23 protein-coding genes are annotated in these 19,516 nt (G+C 62.6%); 11 read left to right on the plus strand and 12 right to left on the minus strand.

The genetic code is table 11. The features are described 5' to 3' along the window. Positions 1-71: 71 nt before the first annotated feature. From ACP7CZ_RS22935 to ACP7CZ_RS22950, 4 genes are all read left to right on the plus strand, one after another. Positions 72-314: an exodeoxyribonuclease VII small subunit gene (locus ACP7CZ_RS22935; protein ID WP_003194556.1), complete on the plus strand. Its 243-nt coding sequence runs from the start codon at positions 72-74 to the stop codon at positions 312-314. Then, complete coding sequence (gene ispA / locus ACP7CZ_RS22940; protein ID WP_034126861.1) at positions 311-1,198, plus strand: (2E,6E)-farnesyl diphosphate synthase; 888 nt, start codon at positions 311-313, stop codon at positions 1,196-1,198. The genes ACP7CZ_RS22935 and ispA overlap by 4 nt, the downstream gene beginning before the upstream one ends. Before the next feature lie 110 nt (positions 1,199-1,308). After that, positions 1,309-3,207: a 1-deoxy-D-xylulose-5-phosphate synthase gene (gene dxs, locus ACP7CZ_RS22945; protein WP_034126860.1), complete on the plus strand. Its 1,899-nt coding sequence runs from the start codon at positions 1,309-1,311 to the stop codon at positions 3,205-3,207. A gap of 137 nt (positions 3,208-3,344) precedes the next feature. Further along, entirely contained in the window at positions 3,345-5,219 is a 1,875-nt protein-coding gene (locus tag ACP7CZ_RS22950) for a TonB-dependent receptor domain-containing protein (RefSeq protein ID WP_054896932.1), read from the plus strand. 90 nt (positions 5,220-5,309) lie between these two features. Here the strand turns inward: ACP7CZ_RS22950 and ACP7CZ_RS22955 are convergent, their stop codons facing one another. From ACP7CZ_RS22955 to nrdR, 11 genes are all read right to left on the minus strand, one after another. Then, positions 5,310-6,095, minus strand: a complete 786-nt coding sequence (locus ACP7CZ_RS22955; protein WP_072448233.1) for a cobalamin-binding protein — start codon at positions 6,093-6,095, stop codon at positions 5,310-5,312. Further along, entirely contained in the window at positions 6,092-6,511 is a 420-nt protein-coding gene (locus tag ACP7CZ_RS22960) for a nuclear fragile X mental retardation-interacting protein 1 (RefSeq protein WP_054896934.1), read from the minus strand. Before ACP7CZ_RS22960 ends, ACP7CZ_RS22955 begins: the two co-directional genes overlap by 4 nt. After that, positions 6,508-7,125 carry a GTP cyclohydrolase II gene (ribA, locus tag ACP7CZ_RS22965; RefSeq protein WP_005791841.1) on the minus strand — a complete coding sequence of 206 codons (618 nt, stop codon included), beginning with the start codon at positions 7,123-7,125 and terminating at the stop codon, positions 6,508-6,510. Before ribA ends, ACP7CZ_RS22960 begins: the two co-directional genes overlap by 4 nt. 129 nt (positions 7,126-7,254) lie before the next feature. Beyond that, complete coding sequence (locus tag ACP7CZ_RS22970) at positions 7,255-7,977, minus strand: substrate-binding periplasmic protein (RefSeq protein ID WP_259284739.1); 723 nt, start codon at positions 7,975-7,977, stop codon at positions 7,255-7,257. A 54-nt stretch (positions 7,978-8,031) separates the two neighbouring features. Then, positions 8,032-8,997 carry a thiamine-phosphate kinase gene (thiL, locus tag ACP7CZ_RS22975; RefSeq protein ID WP_197900756.1) on the minus strand — a complete coding sequence of 322 codons (966 nt, stop codon included), beginning with the start codon at positions 8,995-8,997 and terminating at the stop codon, positions 8,032-8,034. 18 nt (positions 8,998-9,015) lie between these two features. After that, positions 9,016-9,516 carry a transcription antitermination factor NusB gene (gene nusB / locus ACP7CZ_RS22980; RefSeq protein WP_014720126.1) on the minus strand — a complete coding sequence of 167 codons (501 nt, stop codon included), beginning with the start codon at positions 9,514-9,516 and terminating at the stop codon, positions 9,016-9,018. After that, on the minus strand, positions 9,513-9,989 hold the full coding sequence (gene ribH, locus ACP7CZ_RS22985) for a 6,7-dimethyl-8-ribityllumazine synthase (protein ID WP_003194576.1): 477 nt from the start codon (positions 9,987-9,989) through the stop codon (positions 9,513-9,515). Before ribH ends, nusB begins: the two co-directional genes overlap by 4 nt. Positions 9,990-10,077: 88 nt before the next feature. Continuing rightward, positions 10,078-11,169 (minus strand): bifunctional 3,4-dihydroxy-2-butanone-4-phosphate synthase/GTP cyclohydrolase II, encoded by a 1,092-nt coding sequence (ribBA, locus tag ACP7CZ_RS22990; RefSeq protein WP_060772740.1) that lies wholly within the window; start codon positions 11,167-11,169, stop codon positions 10,078-10,080. 15 nt (positions 11,170-11,184) lie between these two features. Continuing rightward, a complete protein-coding gene (locus tag ACP7CZ_RS22995; RefSeq protein ID WP_047711880.1) occupies positions 11,185-11,847 on the minus strand; it encodes a riboflavin synthase in 663 nt (220 codons plus the stop codon). A 49-nt stretch (positions 11,848-11,896) separates the two neighbouring features. Then, positions 11,897-13,024: a bifunctional diaminohydroxyphosphoribosylaminopyrimidine deaminase/5-amino-6-(5-phosphoribosylamino)uracil reductase RibD gene (gene ribD / locus ACP7CZ_RS23000; RefSeq protein WP_294167263.1), complete on the minus strand. Its 1,128-nt coding sequence runs from the start codon at positions 13,022-13,024 to the stop codon at positions 11,897-11,899. Further along, positions 13,021-13,485: a transcriptional regulator NrdR gene (gene nrdR, locus ACP7CZ_RS23005; protein WP_019818855.1), complete on the minus strand. Its 465-nt coding sequence runs from the start codon at positions 13,483-13,485 to the stop codon at positions 13,021-13,023. Before nrdR ends, ribD begins: the two co-directional genes overlap by 4 nt. 140 nt (positions 13,486-13,625) lie before the next feature. Between nrdR and ACP7CZ_RS23010 the strand changes: the two genes are divergently transcribed. The 3 genes from ACP7CZ_RS23010 to trxA all read left to right on the plus strand — a co-directional run bounded on the left by ACP7CZ_RS23010 (position 13,626) and on the right by trxA (position 15,758). Beyond that, entirely contained in the window at positions 13,626-14,081 is a 456-nt protein-coding gene (locus ACP7CZ_RS23010) for a YbaY family lipoprotein (protein ID WP_034133864.1), read from the plus strand. Further along, complete coding sequence (locus ACP7CZ_RS23015) at positions 14,078-14,734, plus strand: class I SAM-dependent methyltransferase (RefSeq protein ID WP_057975582.1); 657 nt, start codon at positions 14,078-14,080, stop codon at positions 14,732-14,734. The genes ACP7CZ_RS23010 and ACP7CZ_RS23015 overlap by 4 nt, the downstream gene beginning before the upstream one ends. A 151-nt stretch (positions 14,735-14,885) precedes the next feature. After that, entirely contained in the window at positions 14,886-15,758 is an 873-nt protein-coding gene (gene trxA / locus ACP7CZ_RS23020) for a thioredoxin (RefSeq protein ID WP_294167247.1), read from the plus strand. Here trxA and ACP7CZ_RS23025 read toward each other — a convergent pair. After that, the gene (locus tag ACP7CZ_RS23025) at positions 15,755-16,096 is read right to left on the minus strand and encodes a hypothetical protein (protein ID WP_089042525.1); all 342 of its coding nucleotides are present in this window, start codon (positions 16,094-16,096) and stop codon (positions 15,755-15,757) included. The genes trxA and ACP7CZ_RS23025 overlap by 4 nt on opposite strands. Before the next feature lie 129 nt (positions 16,097-16,225). Between ACP7CZ_RS23025 and ACP7CZ_RS23030 the strand changes: the two genes are divergently transcribed. The 4 genes from ACP7CZ_RS23030 (at position 16,226) to ACP7CZ_RS23045 (ending at position 19,484) form a co-directional block, all read left to right on the plus strand. Continuing rightward, positions 16,226-16,825, plus strand: a complete 600-nt coding sequence (locus ACP7CZ_RS23030) for a DUF2796 domain-containing protein (RefSeq protein WP_220382817.1) — start codon at positions 16,226-16,228, stop codon at positions 16,823-16,825. Positions 16,826-16,973: 148 nt separating this feature from the next. Continuing rightward, positions 16,974-17,684 (plus strand): ABC transporter ATP-binding protein, encoded by a 711-nt coding sequence (locus ACP7CZ_RS23035; protein ID WP_054896940.1) that lies wholly within the window; start codon positions 16,974-16,976, stop codon positions 17,682-17,684. A gap of 1 nt (position 17,685) precedes the next feature. Then, positions 17,686-18,951 carry an ABC transporter permease gene (locus ACP7CZ_RS23040; RefSeq protein ID WP_294167242.1) on the plus strand — a complete coding sequence of 422 codons (1,266 nt, stop codon included), beginning with the start codon at positions 17,686-17,688 and terminating at the stop codon, positions 18,949-18,951. A gap of 11 nt (positions 18,952-18,962) precedes the next feature. Further along, positions 18,963-19,484, plus strand: a complete 522-nt coding sequence (locus ACP7CZ_RS23045) for a DUF3299 domain-containing protein (RefSeq protein ID WP_181125283.1) — start codon at positions 18,963-18,965, stop codon at positions 19,482-19,484. Positions 19,485-19,516 lie beyond the last annotated feature (32 nt).

The raw sequence follows: 19,516 nt of genomic DNA on the forward strand, positions 1-19,516 counted from the left end.
GCCACTCATTTGCCCCAATCCCCCATGTCTGCTAGTGTCGCGCCGGTTTACCGTCTACCGGAATTGCCGCCATGGCCCGCAAAAAAGTTGCACTCGATTTCGAACAATCCCTCGCCGACCTGCAAGCCCTGGTCGAGCGTCTGGAGAACGGCGAGTTGTCGCTGGAAGACTCGTTGACAGCGTTTGAGCAAGGCATCGGCCTGACCCGCGACTGTCAGAGCGCGTTGGCGCAGGCGGAGCAGAAGGTCCAGGTGTTGCTGGAGCGTGACGGGGAGTTGGCCGAAGAGCCTTTCGATGCGGAACAGCCGGAATGATCAGCGCATACCAGGCCAGTAGCCAAGCCCGGGTGAATGCCGCGCTGGAGCCCCTGTTTGTTGCGCCAAGCCCGGAAATGACGCGCCTCTATGAAGCCATGCGCTACAGCGTGATGAATGGTGGCAAGCGGGTGCGCCCGTTGCTGGCCTATGCGGCCTGCGAAGCCCTGGGAGCGCCGGCGGCCGAGGCCAATGGCGCGGCGTGTGCGGTGGAGTTGATCCACGCTTATTCCCTGGTGCATGACGATTTGCCAGCCATGGACGATGATGATTTGCGTCGCGGCCAGCCCACCACCCATAAAGCCTTTGATGAAGCCTATGCGATCCTGGCCGGTGACGGCTTGCAGAGCCTGGCGTTCAGCGCATTGCTGGACCCGCGCTTGAGCAGCGTCAACGCCGAGATCCGCCTGCGCATGGTCACCGCCTTGGCCCACGCCGCAGGCCCGGCTGGCATGGTCGGCGGGCAAGCCATCGACATGGGCTCGGTCAGCCTCAAGCTGGATCAAAAAGCCCTGGAACACATGCATCGCCACAAGACCGGCGCGCTGATTGAGGCGGCCGTGCAGTTGGGCGCCCTGGCCAGTGGCCGCGCCGGCGCCGAGCAATTGGCGGCCCTGCAGACCTATTCCCGCGCTATCGGCCTGGCCTTCCAGGTGCAGGACGATATTCTCGACGTGGAAAGTGACACCGCCACCCTCGGCAAACGCCAAGGCGCCGATATCGCACGGGACAAGCCGACTTATCCTGCATTGCTGGGGCTGCAAGCCGCCAAGGCGTACGCCGTCGAGCTGCGCGACCAGGCCCTGGATGCCCTGCGACCTTTCGACGCGGCGGCCGAGCCACTGCGTGACCTGGCGCGGTATATCGTCGAACGTCGCCACTGACAGCCGCGGCCATTTGCGCCGCATATCGGCCAAGTTAGGCCCTCTGCGTGGGCAGTTTGCACGGCTTGAGGTAAACTGCCGCCTCTTCTATACCTATAACGATTCGCCTGATGCCCACGACGTTTCAAGAGATTCCCCGCAAACGCCCGTCTACGCCCCTGCTCGACCGTGCTGCCACGCCGGACGGCCTGCGTCGACTGGGTGAAGCCGAGCTGGAAACCCTGGCCGATGAGCTGCGCCTGGAATTGCTCTACACGGTCGGCCAGACCGGTGGGCATTTTGGCGCCGGGCTGGGCGTGATCGAGCTGACCATCGCCTTGCATTACGTGTTCGACACCCCGGACGACCGGCTGGTGTGGGACGTGGGCCACCAGGCGTATCCGCATAAAATCCTCACCGGCCGTCGCGAGCGCATGGCCAGCCTGCGCCAGAAGGACGGCCTGGCCGCCTTCCCGCGCCGTGCCGAGAGCGAGTACGACACCTTTGGTGTCGGCCACTCCAGCACGTCCATCAGTGCAGCGCTGGGCATGGCGATTGCCGCCCGCCTGCAAGGCAGTGAGCGCAAGGCGATTGCGGTGATTGGTGACGGCGCGCTGACCGCCGGCATGGCCTTCGAAGCGCTGAACCATGCGCCTGAAGTGGACGCCAACATGTTGGTGATCCTCAACGACAACGACATGTCGATTTCGCGCAACGTGGGTGGCTTGTCCAATTACCTGGCGAAGATCCTCTCCAGCCGTACCTACGCCAGCATGCGCGAAGGCAGCAAGAAAGTGCTGTCGCGCCTACCTGGCGCGTGGGAAATCGCGCGTCGCACCGAAGAATACGCCAAGGGCATGCTGGTACCCGGCACCCTGTTCGAAGAGCTGGGCTGGAACTATATCGGCCCTATCGACGGCCACGACCTGCCCACCCTGATCGCCACGTTGCGCAACATGCGCGACCTCAAGGGCCCGCAATTCCTGCATATTGTCACCAAAAAAGGCAAAGGTTTCGCTCCGGCGGAAGTCGACCCGATTGGTTACCACGCGATCACCAAGCTCGAACCCCTCGATGCCCCCGCCGCCGCGCCGAAAAAGGCCAGCGGGCCGAAGTATTCCGGGGTGTTTGGCGAATGGCTGTGCGACATGGCCGCCGCCGACCCGCGCCTGGTAGGGGTTACCCCGGCGATGAAGGAAGGCTCCGATCTGGTGGCGTTCAGCGAGCGTTTCCCGCTGCGTTACTTCGACGTGGCGATTGCCGAGCAACACGCCGTGACCTTCGCGGCCGGCATGGCCTGCGAAGGCGCCAAGCCAGTGGTGGCGATCTACTCCACCTTCCTGCAACGCGGTTATGACCAGCTGGTTCACGATGTGGCGGTGCAGAACCTCGATGTGCTGTTCGCCATCGATCGCGCCGGCCTGGTAGGCGAAGACGGCCCGACCCATGCCGGCAGTTTCGATCTCTCGTACCTGCGCTGCATCCCCGGCATGCTGGTGATGACTCCGAGCGACGAGAACGAACTGCGCAAGATGCTCAGCACCGGCCACCTGTACAACGGCCCGGCCGCCGTGCGCTACCCGCGCGGCACAGGCCCGAATGCCGTGATCGAGAAAGACCTGGAGCCGATTGAAATCGGTAAAGGCATCGTGCGTCGCCAAGGCAGCAAGACTGCATTCCTGGTGTTTGGCGTACAACTGGCCGAAGCCTTGAAAGTCGCTGAGAAGATCGACGCCACCGTGGTCGACATGCGGTTCGTCAAGCCACTGGATGACGCGTTGGTGCGCGAGATCGCCGCTGGCCATGAGCTGCTGGTGACCGTCGAAGAGAACGCCATCATGGGCGGCGCCGGTGCGGCGGTCAGCGAGTTCCTGGCGCGGGAGAATATCCTCAAGTCGGTGCTGCACCTGGGCTTGCCGGATGTATACGTCGAGCACGCCAAGCCGGCACAGATGCTGGCTGAATGCGGGTTGGACGAGGCGGGTATCGAGGCGTCCGTTCGCGAGCGCTTGGCGCTACTGAATCTGTAATCTGCCCCAAATGTGGGAGCTGGCTTGCCTGCGATGACGGCGGCACATTCGCTAACAATGTGTCAGATACACCGCTATCGCAGGCAAGCCAGCTCCCACAGTGGTTTTGCATGACCTTCGAATGCTATGGACAGCCCATGAAACGCCTGTGCCTTGCCCTGCTGCTGCTACCCTGCGCTGACCTGCTCGCCGACACCCGCGACCAGGCCCTGAAGCTCTCCGACGTGGTCATCAGCGCCAACCGCCAAGTCCAGGCGCGTAATGACAGCAGCGCCGCCAACACCGTATTCACCCGCGCCGACATCGACCGCCTTCAGCCCACCAGCGTCACCGACCTGCTCAGCCGCGTGCCGGGCGTGCAAGTTGCGCCATCCGGTGGGCGTGGCAGTTTGCCGGGGATTTTCATTCGCGGCACCAAATCGGCGCAGAGCCTGGTGCTGGTGGACGGCCAACGCATCGCCAACACCACCTCCGGCGACAGCGGCTTGCAATACCTCAACGTCGATCAGATTGAACGGGTGGAAGTGCTGCGCGGTTCACGTTCGGTCATTTATGGCAGCGATGCGATTGGCGGGGTGATTCAGGTGTTCACCCGGCGCAATGCCGAGCAAGGCTTGCAGCCGCGCTTGAAACTTGGCTTTGGCAGCAACCAGACCTGGGAGCGCAGCCTGGGCCTGTCGGGCGGCGATGAACACACGCGTTTCAACCTGGGCGCGAGCCTGGATGAAACCGCCGGTATCAACGCGAGCCACGCGTCGTTTCCCAGTGACGGCGACCATGATGCGTACCGCAACCAGTCCATCAGCCTGAACCTCAGCCATTCGTTCAGCGATGAGCTGGAGGCGGGCTTCAACCTGTGGGATAACCGTGGCAAGTCGGAGTACGACAACAGTTATGGCCGCTACGACGGCGCCACCGGGCAGAGCCTGGGCCAGAAACCCTACACCGACTACACCGTGAGCAGCGCCAGCGGCTATCTCGATGCCAAGCTCAATGACAGCTGGCAGTCGCGCCTGGAGCTGGGCCACAGTGAAAACCGCGACACCAAGCGCGATACCCTCAGCGATGATTACAGTGCATTCAACACCTACCGCGACTCGGTCAATTGGCAGAACGACCTGACCCTGGATGAGCAAAACAGCCTGATCGTCGGCGGCGACTGGTACGAAGATCGTTTCCACGGTTCTACCACCTTTACCGAGAACAGCCGCTGGAACCGGGCAGCGTTCGTGCAGCATCGCTTCCATAGCCAGTGGTTTTCCACCGAGCTGGGCCTGCGCCGCGACCAGAACCAGCAGTTCGGCGGCCAGAACAGTTGGAGCGGCACCCTGACCTTGCCGGTCAACCCTGACAATGACCTGCTCTTGAGCTACAGCGAAGGCTTTCGCGCGCCGACCTTCAACGACCTCTATTACCCCGACACCCAGTACAGCAACCCCAACCTGCAGCCCGAGACATCAAAGAGCTACGAGCTGCAATGGCGCAGCCAACTGAGCGACAGCACGCGCCTGGAAGCCTCGCTGTATCGCACCGACCTGAGCGACGCGATTATCCTTGACGCTGGCAAGCCGCAAAACGTGGCGTCGGCGCGGATCAACGGCTTTGAAGCGGCGCTCAAGCAGGAACTGTTTGGCTGGCAGGGCAACCTGGGCCTGTCGCTTATCGACCCGCGTGACCGTGACAGCGGCCACACCCTGGCACGTCGCGCCCGGCGAACGGTGAACCTGGATCTGGACCGGCAATTTGATCAACTCGGTCTCGGCGCCAGCTGGCAAGCGATCAGCAGCAGCTACGACGATGAAGCCAACCGCAACCGTCTGGGCGGTTATGCCTTGTTGGGGCTGCGCAGTAGTTGGGCGTTGAACCGGGAGGTGTCGTTGTCGTTGAAGGTGGATAACGTGCTGGACAAGTCTTACGCACGGGCGAAGTACAGCTACCTCGGGGAAAGCCAGAATTATCGTGAAGAAGGTCGGGTGTGGATGGTTGGGGTGACGTGGACACCTGAGATCTAAGTAGCCTGATCCGGCGTCATCGCAGGCAAGCCAGCTCCCACAATTGAAATGCATTCCCCAGTGGGAGCTGGCTTGCCTGCGATAGCGTTGTCACAAGTTCGGCGCAATCACCTGGCACAACCGCCCCACCGCCTCCAACATCTGCCCGCTGGGCCGCTCCAGGCCCTTGTCCGGCACCAACCGCACCCGAGCAGCCATCGCCGGCCATGCCTTCCAGGCCTCCTTCTGAGCCTGATCCCCCACCAGGATCACCTCGGGGTCTCGCGCCAGCACCGATTCGATATTCACCTGCGGCGCCGGCAACTTCAGGTCATCAAACACATTGCGCGCCCCGCACACGCTGAGGGCATCGCTGATGATCTGCCCACCGCCCACGGTGTACAGCGGCTGGTTCCACACTTGGTAAAACACCCGCAGCGGCTCGGCCCGCTGGTAGCGCTGGCGCAACTCGGCCAAGCGCTGACGCAGTTGTACCGCGAGCTGGCGCCCTGCCTCAGCGCGGCCCAATTGCTCGGCAATGGCCTGCACCTGGGCGGTCAGTTGTTCAAGGCTGTGGGGTTCTGCGACGTACACCGGGATATTCAACCGCTGGAGCTGCTCGCGCTGGGCCGGGCCGACGCTGCCAGGCCACAGCAGGATCAAGTCGGGCTTGAGGCTGAGCAGGCGCTCCATGTCCAACTGGCCGTAGTGCCCGACCGAGGGCACCTTCGCCAACGCCGCCGGGCGGTCACCACCGTCAAGCACGCCGACCAGCAAGTCCTCGGCACCCAGCTCAAGCACGATTTCGGACAGTGACGGCGCCAGGCTGACAACCCGCTCGACCGCCAACGCCTGGGCACTGACTACCAGCAGCAGCGCCAGCCAATAGCGCTTCATCCCAACTGACGCGGTATGCGATAGAGGTAGAACAGCACCAGCGTCGACAGCGCCAACAGAAACAGCGGCACCGCCTCCAGGCCGACGAACACCGCCAGCGCACCGATCCAGGCCGGTAACGCTGCAACCAGCAAGGCTGTGCGCCGACGCGCCGCCAGGGTGATCCAAGCGGCGGGTTCTTCAGCAGTATCAAGGGCTTTGGAGGTGGCGATAAGCGCGTGTTTATAGCCATGAAAATAACGCAGGCTAAGAAACATCGAGGCCACGCCAGCGATGAAGAACGGCATGGCCAGTACCGGTAGCAAGGATTCAGCGCGGCCAAACAGCAGGTTGATCAAAAACAAGGGCAGCAACGCCAAGGCCAGGTACTGCCACCAGTTGAAGGACAGTCGCCGTTTCACCTGGCCACGGGTCACGCGCGGTCGACCTCGCCCTGGTGCTCATTGCCCATCATATGGTCGAGCTTGCTGGCTTTGGTGGCCAGGTAGAGCTTGTTGTGCGGGTTATGCCCGGTGTGCAGAGGCACGCGCTCGGCCACGGTGATGCCCATCTCGGTCAAGGCTTTGACCTTGCGGGGGTTGTTGGTCATCAGGCGCAGGGATTTGACCCCCAGGTGCTCGAGCATCGGCAGGCAGATGGCGTAGTCGCGCTGGTCGGCAGCAAAGCCCAGGCGCTCGTTGGCCTCCACGGTGTCGGCGCCGCCATCTTGCAGTTCGTAGGCGCGGATCTTGTTCAACAGGCCAATGCCCCGGCCTTCCTGGCGCAAGTACAGCAGCACGCCACGCCCTTCACGGGCGATGGCCTGCAGTGCGGCCTCCAGTTGCGAGCCGCAGTCACAGCGCTGGCTGAACAGCGCATCGCCGGTCAGGCACTCGGAATGCACACGCCCCAGCACCGGCGCGCCATCGGTGATGTCGCCGAGGCTGAGCACAACGTGCTCGCGCCCGGTGGCTTCTTCAAGAAAGCCGTTCATGGTGAACGTGGCAAAAGGGGTAGGCAGCTTGGAAGCGGCGACGAAAACGACGGGCACCGTGTGCTCCTGATTTCAGATTTCACAGAGGCGGGCATTGTAACAGCACGTTCCTACAGACGCTTAAGCTGAATTATCGCTGATAAAGATCAATAGGTTCGATTGGCCTTTGAGTCAGTTCTATGGGCGTCAGAACGGATACGGCTGTTTCCAGCGTTCGAATATCGATTTCAACTCACCGGTCTGGACCAGGATACCCAAACGCTGGTCATACACGGCCATCAATGCCCTGCCGCGCTCGGTGTCGGCAAAGCCTACGTAGAGCGGCAGCTCAGCGATATGGGTGAGTTTGAACAGCGCCGGGTCTTGCGCCTGGCTGAGCACGTATTTGGCTTCGGTGAGGGCGTCGATATAAAAATCGGCACGGCCGTGTTGCAGCATTGGCAGAATGCCGCTGCGCCGCTCGATCTGGTTGAAGCGGCGCACGGTGGGCAGGTATTCCTCGTATTTATAGCCGCGCACCCAGGCCAGGCGGTAGTTGCCCAGGGTCGCCAACGTCGGCGTGGGTGAAGTTGCCAGCCCGAGAGCGTAGACATGATCGGCGTCGAAGTTCCAGCGCGGGTACAGCACTGCGCTGACCTCATCGCGGTAGGTGCCGACACAACCATCCGCCTCACCACGCTGGGCCAGGCCGACCGATCGGGTATAGGGCACGCTGCGAGTTTCCAGGGTAATGCCTGCTGGCTCGAAGACGCGGCGCAGCAGGTCCCAGGCCAGGCCGCTACCATCTCTGTTGGTGTAGTCGTTCCACTCCTCACTGGCCAGCACGATTTTACCGGGCACGGGAGTGTCCGCCTGGGCCAGGGAAACGAAGGAACACAGCACGATCAGCAGCCAGCGGCATGCAGCCATAGTCACGGCCTCTTACTCGGGATAATCGTCTTAAGGGTAGCGCAGACCGCCGGCTCAGGGCGTCTGGCGAAAATGCTGGTAGCCGCGCACGGCCGGGGTGATGTCCTGGCCGTCGACGTCGAGCAGCGTCACGCCCTGCCCCGTTTCGACCCGACCGACCACATGCACCGGCCAGCCATCCGCCTGCAACGGCGCCAACTCGGACGGTGGCAAGGTGAACGCCAACACATAGTCGTCGCCCCCGCTCAACGCCGCTACTTGAGCCTGGTCTTCACCGACAAACGCCAGCAACGCCTCGGACAACGGCAACCGGTGGCGCTCAACCACCAGGCGCACCGCTGACGCCTTGGCGATATGCCCACAGTCGGCCAACAGCCCATCGGAAATATCCATGGCCGCTGTCGCCTTGCCCCGCAGCGCAAGCCCCAGGGCCAGCTGCGGTTGCGGCGACCAGTAATGCGCCAACAGCGGCTCGGCGATTGCTGCGTCAGCCGTGCGTTGCCCCAATACCAGCGGCAAGGCACCAGCGGCATTGCCTAACTCGCCACCCACACACAGCAGGTCGCCGGGCTGTGCACCGCTGCGCGTCAAGGCCTGGCCAGCCGGCACACGGCCGAACACGGTCAGGGTCAGGCTCAGCGGCCCACGGGTGGTATCGCCGCCCACCAAGCCTACGCCGCAGCTTTGCGCCATGGCGTTCAAGCCTTGGGCATAGCGTTGCAGCCAATCGGCTTCGACGCTCGGCGTGGTCAGGGCAAGGGTAAAGGCGAGGGGGTGGGCGCCCATGGCGGCCAGGTCGCTCACCGCCACGGCCAGCGAGCGCTGGCCGAGCAGGAACGGGTCACAGGGGTCGGCAAAATGCACGCCAGCCACCAGCGTATCGGTGGAGACTGCCAGTTGCTCCCCGGCGGGAAGCGCCAGCAAGGCGCAGTCGTCGCCGATCCCCAGGGCAATGCCTTCGCCGCCTTGCGCACAAGGCGCGGCGGCGAAGTATGTGCGGATCAGCTCAAACTCACCCATTGAGGAATCAAGCGCAGATTAGCGCTTGTGTTCCTTCACTTCGGCTTCACGCAGGCGTGGGGCCAGCTTGTCGAGCACGCCGTTGACGAACTTGTGGCCGTCGGTCGAACCGTAGACTTTCGCCAGTTCGATGCCTTCGTTGATCACGACGCGGTACGGCACGTCGACGCGCTTGAGCAGCTCCCAGGTGGACAGGCGCATCACGCACAGCTCAACCGGGTCGAGTTCTTCGATGGTCAGGTCCAGGCATGGCGCCAGGGCTGTGTCGATCTCGGTCAGGTTGGCATGCACGCCGTGCAGGATGTCGTGGAAGTAGCTCTGGTCGGCGAAGGTGAAATCGTTATCGACGCGAAACTGTGCCTCGATTTCGTTCAGCGAAGCGCCCGCCAGGTGACGCTGGTACAGCGCCTGGGTCGCGAGTTGACGCGCCTTGCGGCGCTTCTCGCTCTTGGACGGTTTGCCGGCATCGGCAGGACGCGGGTCCTGAGGGTTGAACTGATCGCTTTCGTCGGAAATCACTTGGCCTCCAACTGCGACAGCAGGCTGACCATTTCCAGGGCGGACAAGGCAGCTTCAGCGCCTTTGTTACCGGCCTTGGTGCCGGAACGCTCGATGGCTTGCTCGATGGAATCCACGGTCAGTACGCCGAAAGCGACTGGCACGCCGAACTCCATGGACACCTGGGCCAGGCCCTTGGTGCATTCGCCGGCTACGTATTCGAAATGCGGGGTGCCGCCACGAATGACCGCGCCCAGGGCGATGATCGCCGCGTATTCACCCTGCTGAGCAACTTTTTGCGCAACCAGTGGAATTTCGAAGGCGCCAGGGGCACGGATAAGGGTGATATCGCTCTCGCTCACACCGTGGCGAACCAGGGCGTCAACCGCACCGCTTACCAGGCTTTCAACCACGAAGCTGTTGAAGCGGCCAACCACCAGGGCATAGCGGCCTTTGGGGGCGATGAAGGTACCTTCGATGGTCTTCAGGGTCATTCGACAAATCTCTTAAAGAGCCGGGACGCGAAAAGTGCGTCCCTCAGTGATGATTTAACCGCGAACAAGGGGCAAAAATCGCCAGCCTTTATTCGGAGGGCACGTATTCTACAACTTCCAGGTCGAATCCGGATATCGCATTAAATTTCATCGGTGCGCTCATCAGGCGCATTTTGCGCACGCCCAGGTCGCGCAGGATCTGCGAACCGGCACCGACGATGCTGTAGGTGGTCGGTTTTTTCACCGGCACGGCGTCGGCGGTTTCGCGGATGTGCGCCAGCAGCACATCACCATCGAGCGGGTGACCGAGCAACAGCACCACACCGCTGCCGGCCTCGGAAACCGCAGCCATGGCGGCGCGCAGGCTCCAGCGACCGGGCTGCTTGACCATCAACAGGTCACGCAGTGGGTCCATGTTGTGTACGCGTACCAGGGTCGGTTCTTCTGCGCAAATGTTGCCCAGGGTCAGGGCCATATGCACGTCGCCTTCCACTGAATCACGGTAGGTCACCAAATTGAATTGGCCCAGCTCGCTGTCCAGTGGCTGCTCGGCAATCCGCTGAACGGTACGTTCGTGGATCATCCGGTAGTGAATCAGGTCGGCGATGGTGCCGATCTTGAGGTTGTGCTCTGCGGCAAAGGCTTCGAGTTCAGTACGACGGGCCATGGTGCCATCGTCGTTCATCACTTCGCAGATCACCCCGCTTGGCTCGAAACCGGCCATGCGCGCCAGGTCGCACGCGGCTTCGGTGTGGCCGGCACGGGCCAGGGTACCGCCCGGTTGGGCCATCAGCGGGAAGATATGGCCGGGGCTGACGATGTCTTCAGCCTTGGCGTCTTTCGCCGCCGCAGCTTGCACGGTGCGGGCGCGGTCAGCGGCGGAAATGCCGGTAGTGACGCCCGTGGTGGCTTCAATCGATACGGTGAACTTGGTGCCGAAACCCGAGCCATTGCGCGGCGCCATCAAGGGCAGCTTGAGCAATTCGCAGCGTTCACGGCTCATGGGCATGCAGATCAGCCCACGGGCGTGCTTGGCCATGAAGTTGATGTGCTCGGGCTTGCACGCTTCGGCGGCCATGATGATGTCGCCTTCGTTCTCGCGATCTTCGTCATCCATGAGGATGACCATCTTGCCTTGGCGGATGTCTTCAACCAGTTCTTCGATGTTATTGAGCGCCACGCGGCACCCCCTTGGTCAGGATTTCAGGTAGCCGTTAGCGGCCAGAAAACTTTCGGTGATGTTACCGGCTGCAGGCTCTGCGGCCTTTTCGCCCAACAACAGGCGCTCCAGGTAACGGGCAAGCAAGTCCACTTCCAGGTTCACCCGGCGACCCGGCTGGTACGAGGCCATGATGGTTTCGCTGAGGGTGTGGGGAATGATGGTCAGTTCAAATTCAGCGCCATTCACGGCGTTCACGGTCAGGCTGGTGCCATCGACGGTGATCGAGCCTTTGTGGGCGATGTACTTGGCCAGCTCTTTTGGCGCGCGGATACGGAATTCCACGGCGCGGGCGTTTTCGCTGCGGGCCACCACTTCGCCGACACCGTCGACGTGGCCGCTGACCAGGTGACCGCCCAGGCGTGTGGTGGGCGTCAGGGCTTTTTCCAGGTTGACCGGGCTGCCGGCCGCAAGATCGTTCATCGCGGTGCAGTCCAGGGTTTCCCGGCTGACATCGGCAGCAAAGCCGTTGCCCGGCAGCTCGATGACGGTCAGGCACACGCCGCTGACGGCGATACTGTCGCCCAGCTTGACGTCGCCGAGGTCCAGCTTGCCGGTTTCAACCAGCAGGCGGACATCCCCGCCTTTGGGGGTCATTGCACGGATGCTGCCGATGGATTCGATAATGCCGGTGAACATTTCGTTCTCCTGAAAACGAGGGGGCTGACGCTCAAGCGCAGGCCGGGAATTATACGCTCACTGCTGGGACGGGGATGGCAGTGACTCGCCAGTCGTCGCCCACAGCGCGCATTTCGGTGATCTTGAGTTGGGGAGCATCGGCCAACTTATCAAGCGGCCAGTCCAGCAACGGGCGGGCAGCGGAGCCGAGGAACTTGCCGGCGATGAATATCACGTATTCATCCACCAGGCCTTGTTGGGCAAACGCGCCGGCCAGGCTTGGGCCGGCTTCCACCAACACATCGTTGACGCCACGGGCGGCCAGGGCGACCAATGCCGAGCGCAGGTCAACCTGACCCTCCACACCTGGAACCACAAGGCACTCAGGGCCCCGGGGGAACTGGTTTTCCGGAGTCACGCAGGTGATGACCAATGCCGGGCCGGCCTTGAAGAACGGTGCGTTGAGCGGCACCCGCAGGCGGCCATCGATCAGCACGCGCAACGGCGGGCGCGACATGGCCAGGGCGGTGGTTGCTTCGTCCAGGCCCAGTTCGGCGGCGCGTACGGTCAAGCGGGCACCGTCGGCCAGTACCGTGTCGGCACCGGTCAGCACCACGCTGGCCTCGGCACGCAAGCGTTGCACCGCAGCACGGGCGGCGGGGCCGGTGATCCATTGGCTTTCGCCGCTGGCCATCGCCGTGCGGCCGTCCAGGCTCATCGCCAGCTTGACCCGCACAAACGGCAGACCGTGCTCCATGCGCTTGAGGAAGCCGGGGTTAAGCGCCCGCGCTTCGGTTTCCAGCACACCGCTGCGCACCTCGATACCCGCCTGGGCCAGGCGCTGCATACCTCGGCCAGCCACTTCGGGGTTCGGGTCCTGCATGCCAGCCACCACCCGCGCGACGCCGGCGGTCACCAGCGCATCGGCACAGGGCGGCGTACGGCCATGATGACTGCACGGTTCAAGGGTCACGTACACTGTCGCGCCACGGGCCTTGTCGCCAGCGGCGCGCAGGGCATTGGGCTCGGCATGGGGCTCGCCAGTGCGCTCATGCCAGCCTTCGCCGACAATCTGCCCGTCACGCACTATCACGCAGCCGACCCGCGGGTTGGGGTGGGTGGTGTACAGGCCCTTGCGCGCCAATTCGAGGGCCCGGGCCATGTAGTGGGCGTCAAGCACAGCCTGTTCAGATGTCATTGTTTGGAGGGCTCACGGGCCAGGCGGTCGATCTCTTCGCGGAACTCATTGAGGTCCTGGAAGCGTCGATACACCGAGGCAAAACGGATATAGGCGACTTCGTCGAGCTTTTGCAGCTCGCCCATCACCAACTCGCCGACCACCAGGCTCTTGACCTCGCGCTCGCCGGTCGCCCGCAGCTTGTGCTTGATATGCACCAGCGCCGCTTCCAGGCGCTCGACACTCACCGGGCGTTTTTCCAGGGCGCGCTGCATACCGGCGCGCAGTTTTTCTTCGTCGAAAGGCTGGCGGCTGCCGTCGGACTTGATCAGACGCGGCAACACCAGTTCGGCGGTTTCGAAGGTGGTGAAACGTTCACCACAGGCCAGGCATTCGCGCCGGCGACGCACTTGGTCGCCCTCGGCGACCAGACGCGAGTCGATGACCTTGGTGTCGTTGGCACCGCAGAAGGGACAGTGCATGGTTGGCAGGCAACAAAAAATGGGAGGGCCATGGTAGCGCATCCCTGTGGCAAGACAAGCCATAGCCTTTACGGTATATAGGCAGGCTTATATGTTTGATATTTTTTAAGCCACGGATTTTGTCCTTTCTGGAGCCGTACATGCAGTTACGACCACTCGTTCTACTCAGCCTGTTCAGTTTTCTGGTCGCCTGCAGCAGCGAAGCCCCCAAGCCGGCCGCGCCTCAACCGACACCCGCGCAAGAGAAGAAAGTCCCGGGCATTGAAGACCTCGGCCCCCTGCCCGCCTATCAGCGCGAAATCAGCGGCAGCCTGACCAACGTGCCCGCCGGTGCCGAAGTCGAGATGGCGCTCTTGGTGATCGACGAGCGTTCGCGCCCGCAGCAACTGCTCGCCAGCAGCGTACTGAGCGGCAACGGCAAGCCTTTGGCCTTCCGCCTGCGCTTCAACCCTGAAGCCTTCCCGGCCGGTGCCCGCGTGGAATTGCGCGGTCGCGCCAGCCAGTCCGGCCAGTTGATCCTGCATCTACCTGCCGTGCGCGTCACCCAGGCGATCACCCAGAGCACCGGCCCCTTGCAACTCGTCAAGGCACCATGACACCACCGCTGCACCTGCAGCGTGCCTTGAGCGAACTGATCGGCGACGCGCAATTAGTGCCCTGCCCACTGCCGGGCACCGAATTGTCGCTGTGGCTGCTCGACGCCGACAACATGGACCGCGCCTTCAGCCAGGAAGAAACCCGGCGCATCCTGCATGAGCCGCCCTACTGGAGCTTTTGCTGGGCCAGCGGCCTGGCGTTGGCCCGCTACCTGGTGGCGCATCCCGAGTGGGTCGCCGGCAAACGCGTGCTGGATTTCGGCGCAGGTTCGGGAGTAGCCGGGATCGCCGCCGTCAAGGCTGGGGCCCTGGAGGTGGTGGCCTGCGACCTGGACCCACTGGCCTTGGCCGCTTGCCGTGCGAATGCCGAGCTCAACCAGGTGTCATTGAGTTATTCGGCAGACTTTTTTGCCGAAGCCGACCGCTTCGACCTGATCCTGGTGGCCGACGTACTCTACGACCGCGCCAACCTGCCGTTGCTGGATCAGTTCCTCACCCGCGGCCGCGAAGCGCTGGTAGCGGATTCACGGGTACGGGACTTCCAGCATCCGAATTATCAGCGGTTGGAGATCCTCGAGGCTTTGACCCTGCCGGACCTGGCCGAGCCTTGGGAGTTTCGCAAGGTGAGCCTGTACCATTCGCGGCGCGCTTGAGGCCATCGCGGGCAAGCCCGCTCCCACAGGGGAATGCATTTCAAGGTGAGAGCTGGTTTGCCTGCGATAGCGGTCTTGAATCCAGGATGCTTTCAGCCAACCTCGCCAGCCCTTATAGTTGCCCCCATTCCCGCTTTATTCGAGACGCCCCATGAGTGAGCCCACGCCGTACATCTTCGACGTCACCACCGCCAACTTCGACCAGGCCGTTATCCAGAACTCCTTTGAAAAGCCCGTACTGGTCGATTTCTGGGCCGAGTGGTGCGCCCCCTGCAAAGCACTGATGCCAATGCTGGCGAAGATTGCCGAGAGTTATCAGGGTGAGTTGCTGCTGGCCAAGATCGACTGCGAAGCCGAACAGGACATCGTGGCGCGTTTTGGCATTCAAAGCCTGCCGACGGTGGTGCTGTTCAAGGATGGCCAACCGGTGGACGGTTTTGCCGGTGCACAGCCGGAGTCGGCAGTGCGGGCGATGCTGGAGCCCCATGTGCAAATGCCACCGCCGGCTGCGGCGGACCCGTTGGAGCAGGCTCAGGCGCTGTTCAGCGAAGGGCGTATCAGCGAGGCCGAAGCGTTGCTGGTGCAATTGTTGGGCGAGGACAATACCAACGCCGCCGCCCTGATCCTGTATGCACGCTGCCTGGCCGAACGCGGTAAATTGGGTGAAGCCCAGGCCGTGCTCGACGCGGTCAAGAGCGACGACCACAAGGCCGCCCTGGCCGGGGCCAAGGCGCAAATAACCTTCCTGCGCCAGGCTGCGGATTTGCCGGACGCTGCCGAGCTGAAAAGCCGCCTGGCGCAAAACCCCCAGGATGACGAAGCGGCCTATCAGTTGGCGATCCAGCAACTGGCGCGCCAGCAATACGACGCGGCGCTGGAAGGTTTGCTCAAGTTGTTTATCCGCAATCGCAGCTACAGCGAAGGCCTGCCCCACAAGACCTTGCTGCAAGTGTTCGAATTGCTGGGCAATGATCACCCGCTGGTCACGGTGTACCGCCGCAAGTTGTTTGCCGCGTTGTATTAATCACCGATCCAACTGTACAGCGGCGTATCCCCGCCGCTGCTCACCTTCACCTTGGCGCTGTGGCGCAGGCGCACCAGCAGGCGCTTGCCCGCCCCGGCATCGCCAGCCAAGCCTTCGAGTTGGTCGAGCAATTCCAGGCCATTGAGTTGCCCGGCCTTGCGTAGCAAATCCTGGGCGTTCTGCCACAGGTCTTCGTTCTGTTTGACCGGCGCCGCAGCCGGTGCGCTGGGCGTTGGAGCGGCCTGCAGTTGAGCGCCTAATCGCGCCCAATCGCCGTCGTCCAGCTCAAGGGTCAAGTCCACCGGCAGGTCGCCGATGGTTCCACGAATTCGCAACATCGTCCTTACTCCTGCATTTTTCTGACGGGCATGCTCCCATGCAGCTTGCGCAACACCAAGCGGGCGGTCAAACTCTCGGATTAATTGTTATAAGATCACATAACAAAACTTTCATCCTGGAGCCCTCTCATGCGCCGTTTGCTGCTTGCTTTGCCGTTTGCCCTACTGCCACTGGCTGTCGCTCATGCTCACGAAGACCACGACCACGAGCACGGCAGCCTCGGCGCCCATGAACATGGCGTCGGGCGCCTGAATGCCGTACTGGACGGCCAGGCCCTGGAGCTGGAACTGGACAGCCCGGCCATGAGCCTGGTGGGTTTCGAACATGCCGCCACCAGCGCCGCCGACAAAGCCAAGGTCGCCGCCGTACGCAAGCAGCTGGAAAATCCATCGGCACTGTTCAACCTGCCCAAGGCCGCTGGTTGCGTGGTCAGCAGCCAGGAACTCAACAGCCCGTTGTTCGGTGACAAACCAGAAGCCGAGCATGACGACGATGACCACGCCACCGATGGCAAGGGCGCAGCCGCCCACAAGCATGATCACGACCACAGTGAAATCCACGCCCATTACCAGTTCACCTGCGCCACGCCGGCGGCCCTGGGCAACCTGGACTTGAGCCAAGTGTTCAAAACCTTCCCCGCCACGCAGAAAATTCAGGTACAACTGATCGGCCCTAGCGGTCAGCAAGGTGTTGAAGCGACGGCCACCGCCGCCACCCTGAAGTTCTGACTTGAAAGCACAGTCCCTGTGGGAGCTGGCTTGCCTGCGATGGCATCGCTACGGTGTGCCTGCTGCACCGCATCGCCTGTATCGCAGGCAAGCCAGCTCCCACAGTGGATCGGCGCCATTTTCGACTACCAGGCGACACTGACTTCCCATGACTCAAGCGTTAATCGAACTGTCCGACCTGGGCTTCAACTGGCCCGGTCACCCGCAGTTGCTGGACATTCCCGCGTTCCGCCTGGAACCCGGGGAAACCCTGTTCCTCAAGGGCCCGAGCGGCAGTGGCAAGACCACTCTGCTCGGGCTGTTGGGAGGCGTGCAGAAGCCCAGCCAGGGCAGCATCCGCCTGCTCGGCCAGGAGTTGACCGAACTCTCGGCCGGTGCTCGTGACCGTTTCCGTGTGGACCACACCGGCTATATCTTCCAGCAGTTCAACCTGCTGCCGTTTCTGTCGGTGCGCGAGAACGTCGAGCTGCCATGCCACTTTTCCAAGCTGCGCGCGCAACGGGCCAAACAGCGCCACGGCAGTGTCGACCAGGCCGCGGCGACCTTGCTCGCACATTTGGGTTTGAAGGACCAGAGCCTGCTGGAACGCCGTGCCGATTCGCTGTCCATCGGCCAGCAACAACGGGTGGCCGCTGCCCGAGCGCTGATCGGACAACCGGAACTGGTGATTGCCGACGAACCCACCTCGGCCCTGGACTACGACGCCCGCGAAGCCTTCCTGCAGTTGCTGTTCGCAGAATGCCGCGAAGCGGGCGCCAGCCTGTTGTTTGTCAGCCATGACCAGAGCCTGGCGTCGCTGTTCGACCGCAACCTGTCGCTGGCCGAACTCAATCGCGCCGCCATGCCCGCAGAGGTTTGAGATGTATCTGTTCCGTCTAGCCATGGCCAGCCTGGCTAACCGCCGCTTTACCGCGATCCTGACCGCGTTTGCCATCGCGCTTTCCGTCTGCTTGCTGCTCGCGGTGGAGCGTGTGCGCGTCGAGGCGCGCAACAGTTTCGCCAGCACCATCAGCGGCACCGACCTGATCGTCGGCGCTCGTTCCGGCTCGGTCAACCTGCTGCTGTATTCAGTGTTCCGCATTGGCAACGCCACCAACAACATCCGTTGGGACAGCTACGAGCACTTCGCCGCCAACCCTCAAGTGAAATGGGCGATCCCGATCTCCCTCGGCGACTCCCATCGCGGCTACCGGGTGATGGGCACCAACGAATCCTACTTCGAGCACTACCAGTACGGGCGCAAGCAAAACCTCGAGCTGGCCAGCGGCCGCGCCTTCGCCACCGACCCGTTCGAGGTGGTGCTCGGCGCCGAAGTGGACGACGCCCTGCATTACAAACTCGGCGACAAGCTGGTGCTGGCCCACGGCGTGGCGGTGGTCAGCCTGGTCAAGCATGACGACAAGCCGTTCACGGTGGTCGGCATTCTCAAGCGCACCGGTACGCCGGTGGACCGCACGCTGCATATCAGCCTCGGCGGCATGGAAGCGATCCATATCGACTGGCACAACGGTGTGCCGGCTCAGGGCAAAGGCCGCATCAGTGCCGACCAGGCGCGCAATATGGACCTGACGCCGCAGGCCATTACCGCGTTCATGCTCGGCCTGAACAACAAGATTTCCACCTTTGCCTTGCAACGGGAGATCAATGAATTCCGTGGCGAGCCAATGCTGGCGATCCTGCCCGGTGTCGCGCTGCAAGAACTCTGGAGCATGATGGGCACTGCCGAAAAAGCCTTGTTTGTGATCTCGCTGTTCGTGGTGCTGACCGGCTTGATCGGCATGCTCACCGCGATTCTCACCAGCCTTAACGAGCGTCGCCGCGAGATGGCGATCCTGCGGTCGGTGGGCGCGCGTCCTTGGCACATCGCAACGCTGCTGATCTTCGAAGCCTTCGCCTTGGCCTTGTCTGGCGTGGTGGCGGGCCTGGGGTTGCTGTACCTGTGCATCGCCGCCTCGCGGGGTTATTTGCAGGCCAACTACGGTCTGGACCTGCCGATGTCGTGGCCGAGCGAATATGAATGGACGTTGCTCGCCGGTATCCTGGCAGCCGCCCTGTTGATGGGCAGCGTGCCCGCGTGGCGCGCCTACCGCCAATCTTTGGCCGATGGCCTGTCCATCCGTTTATGAGGAAGGCTTCGATGCGTCGTGCCCTGTTTGCCCTGTTGTTGTTGATAGCCGTGCCTGCCTGGGCGCAGGAACAGCCCAAGGATCTGTCCTGGCAGGAGATGATCCCACCGGATGCGCCACCTGAAGTGCCCAATATAAAGCCGCTGCACGACCTGTCGAACATGGCCGATGCCTTGTCCGTCGAAGCCGCGCCGGCGGCCAAGCAGGACATGCCTAACGCGCCAGTGGTACAGAGCCTGGACGGCCAGCACATTCGCCTGCCGGGGTATATCGTGCCCCTGGAAGTCAGCGAAGAAGGCCGCACCACGGAGTTTCTGCTGGTGCCGTATTTCGGCGCCTGTATCCATGTGCCGCCACCGCCATCGAACCAGATCGTGCATGTGAAAAGTGAAGTCGGGGTGAAGCTCGATGAGCTGTATCAACCGTACTGGATCGAGGGCGCGATGCAGGTCAAGCCATCGTCCAGCGAGTTGGCGGACGCTGGTTACCAGATGGATGCCCAGAAGATTTACATGTACGAGCTTGAGGAATAACCCCACACACCGAAGATCCAAATGTGGGAGCG

The sequence above is a fragment of the Pseudomonas sp. DWP2-2 genome (assembly GCF_049897065.1).
Lineage (GTDB): Bacteria > Pseudomonadota > Gammaproteobacteria > Pseudomonadales > Pseudomonadaceae > Aquipseudomonas > Aquipseudomonas paracarnis.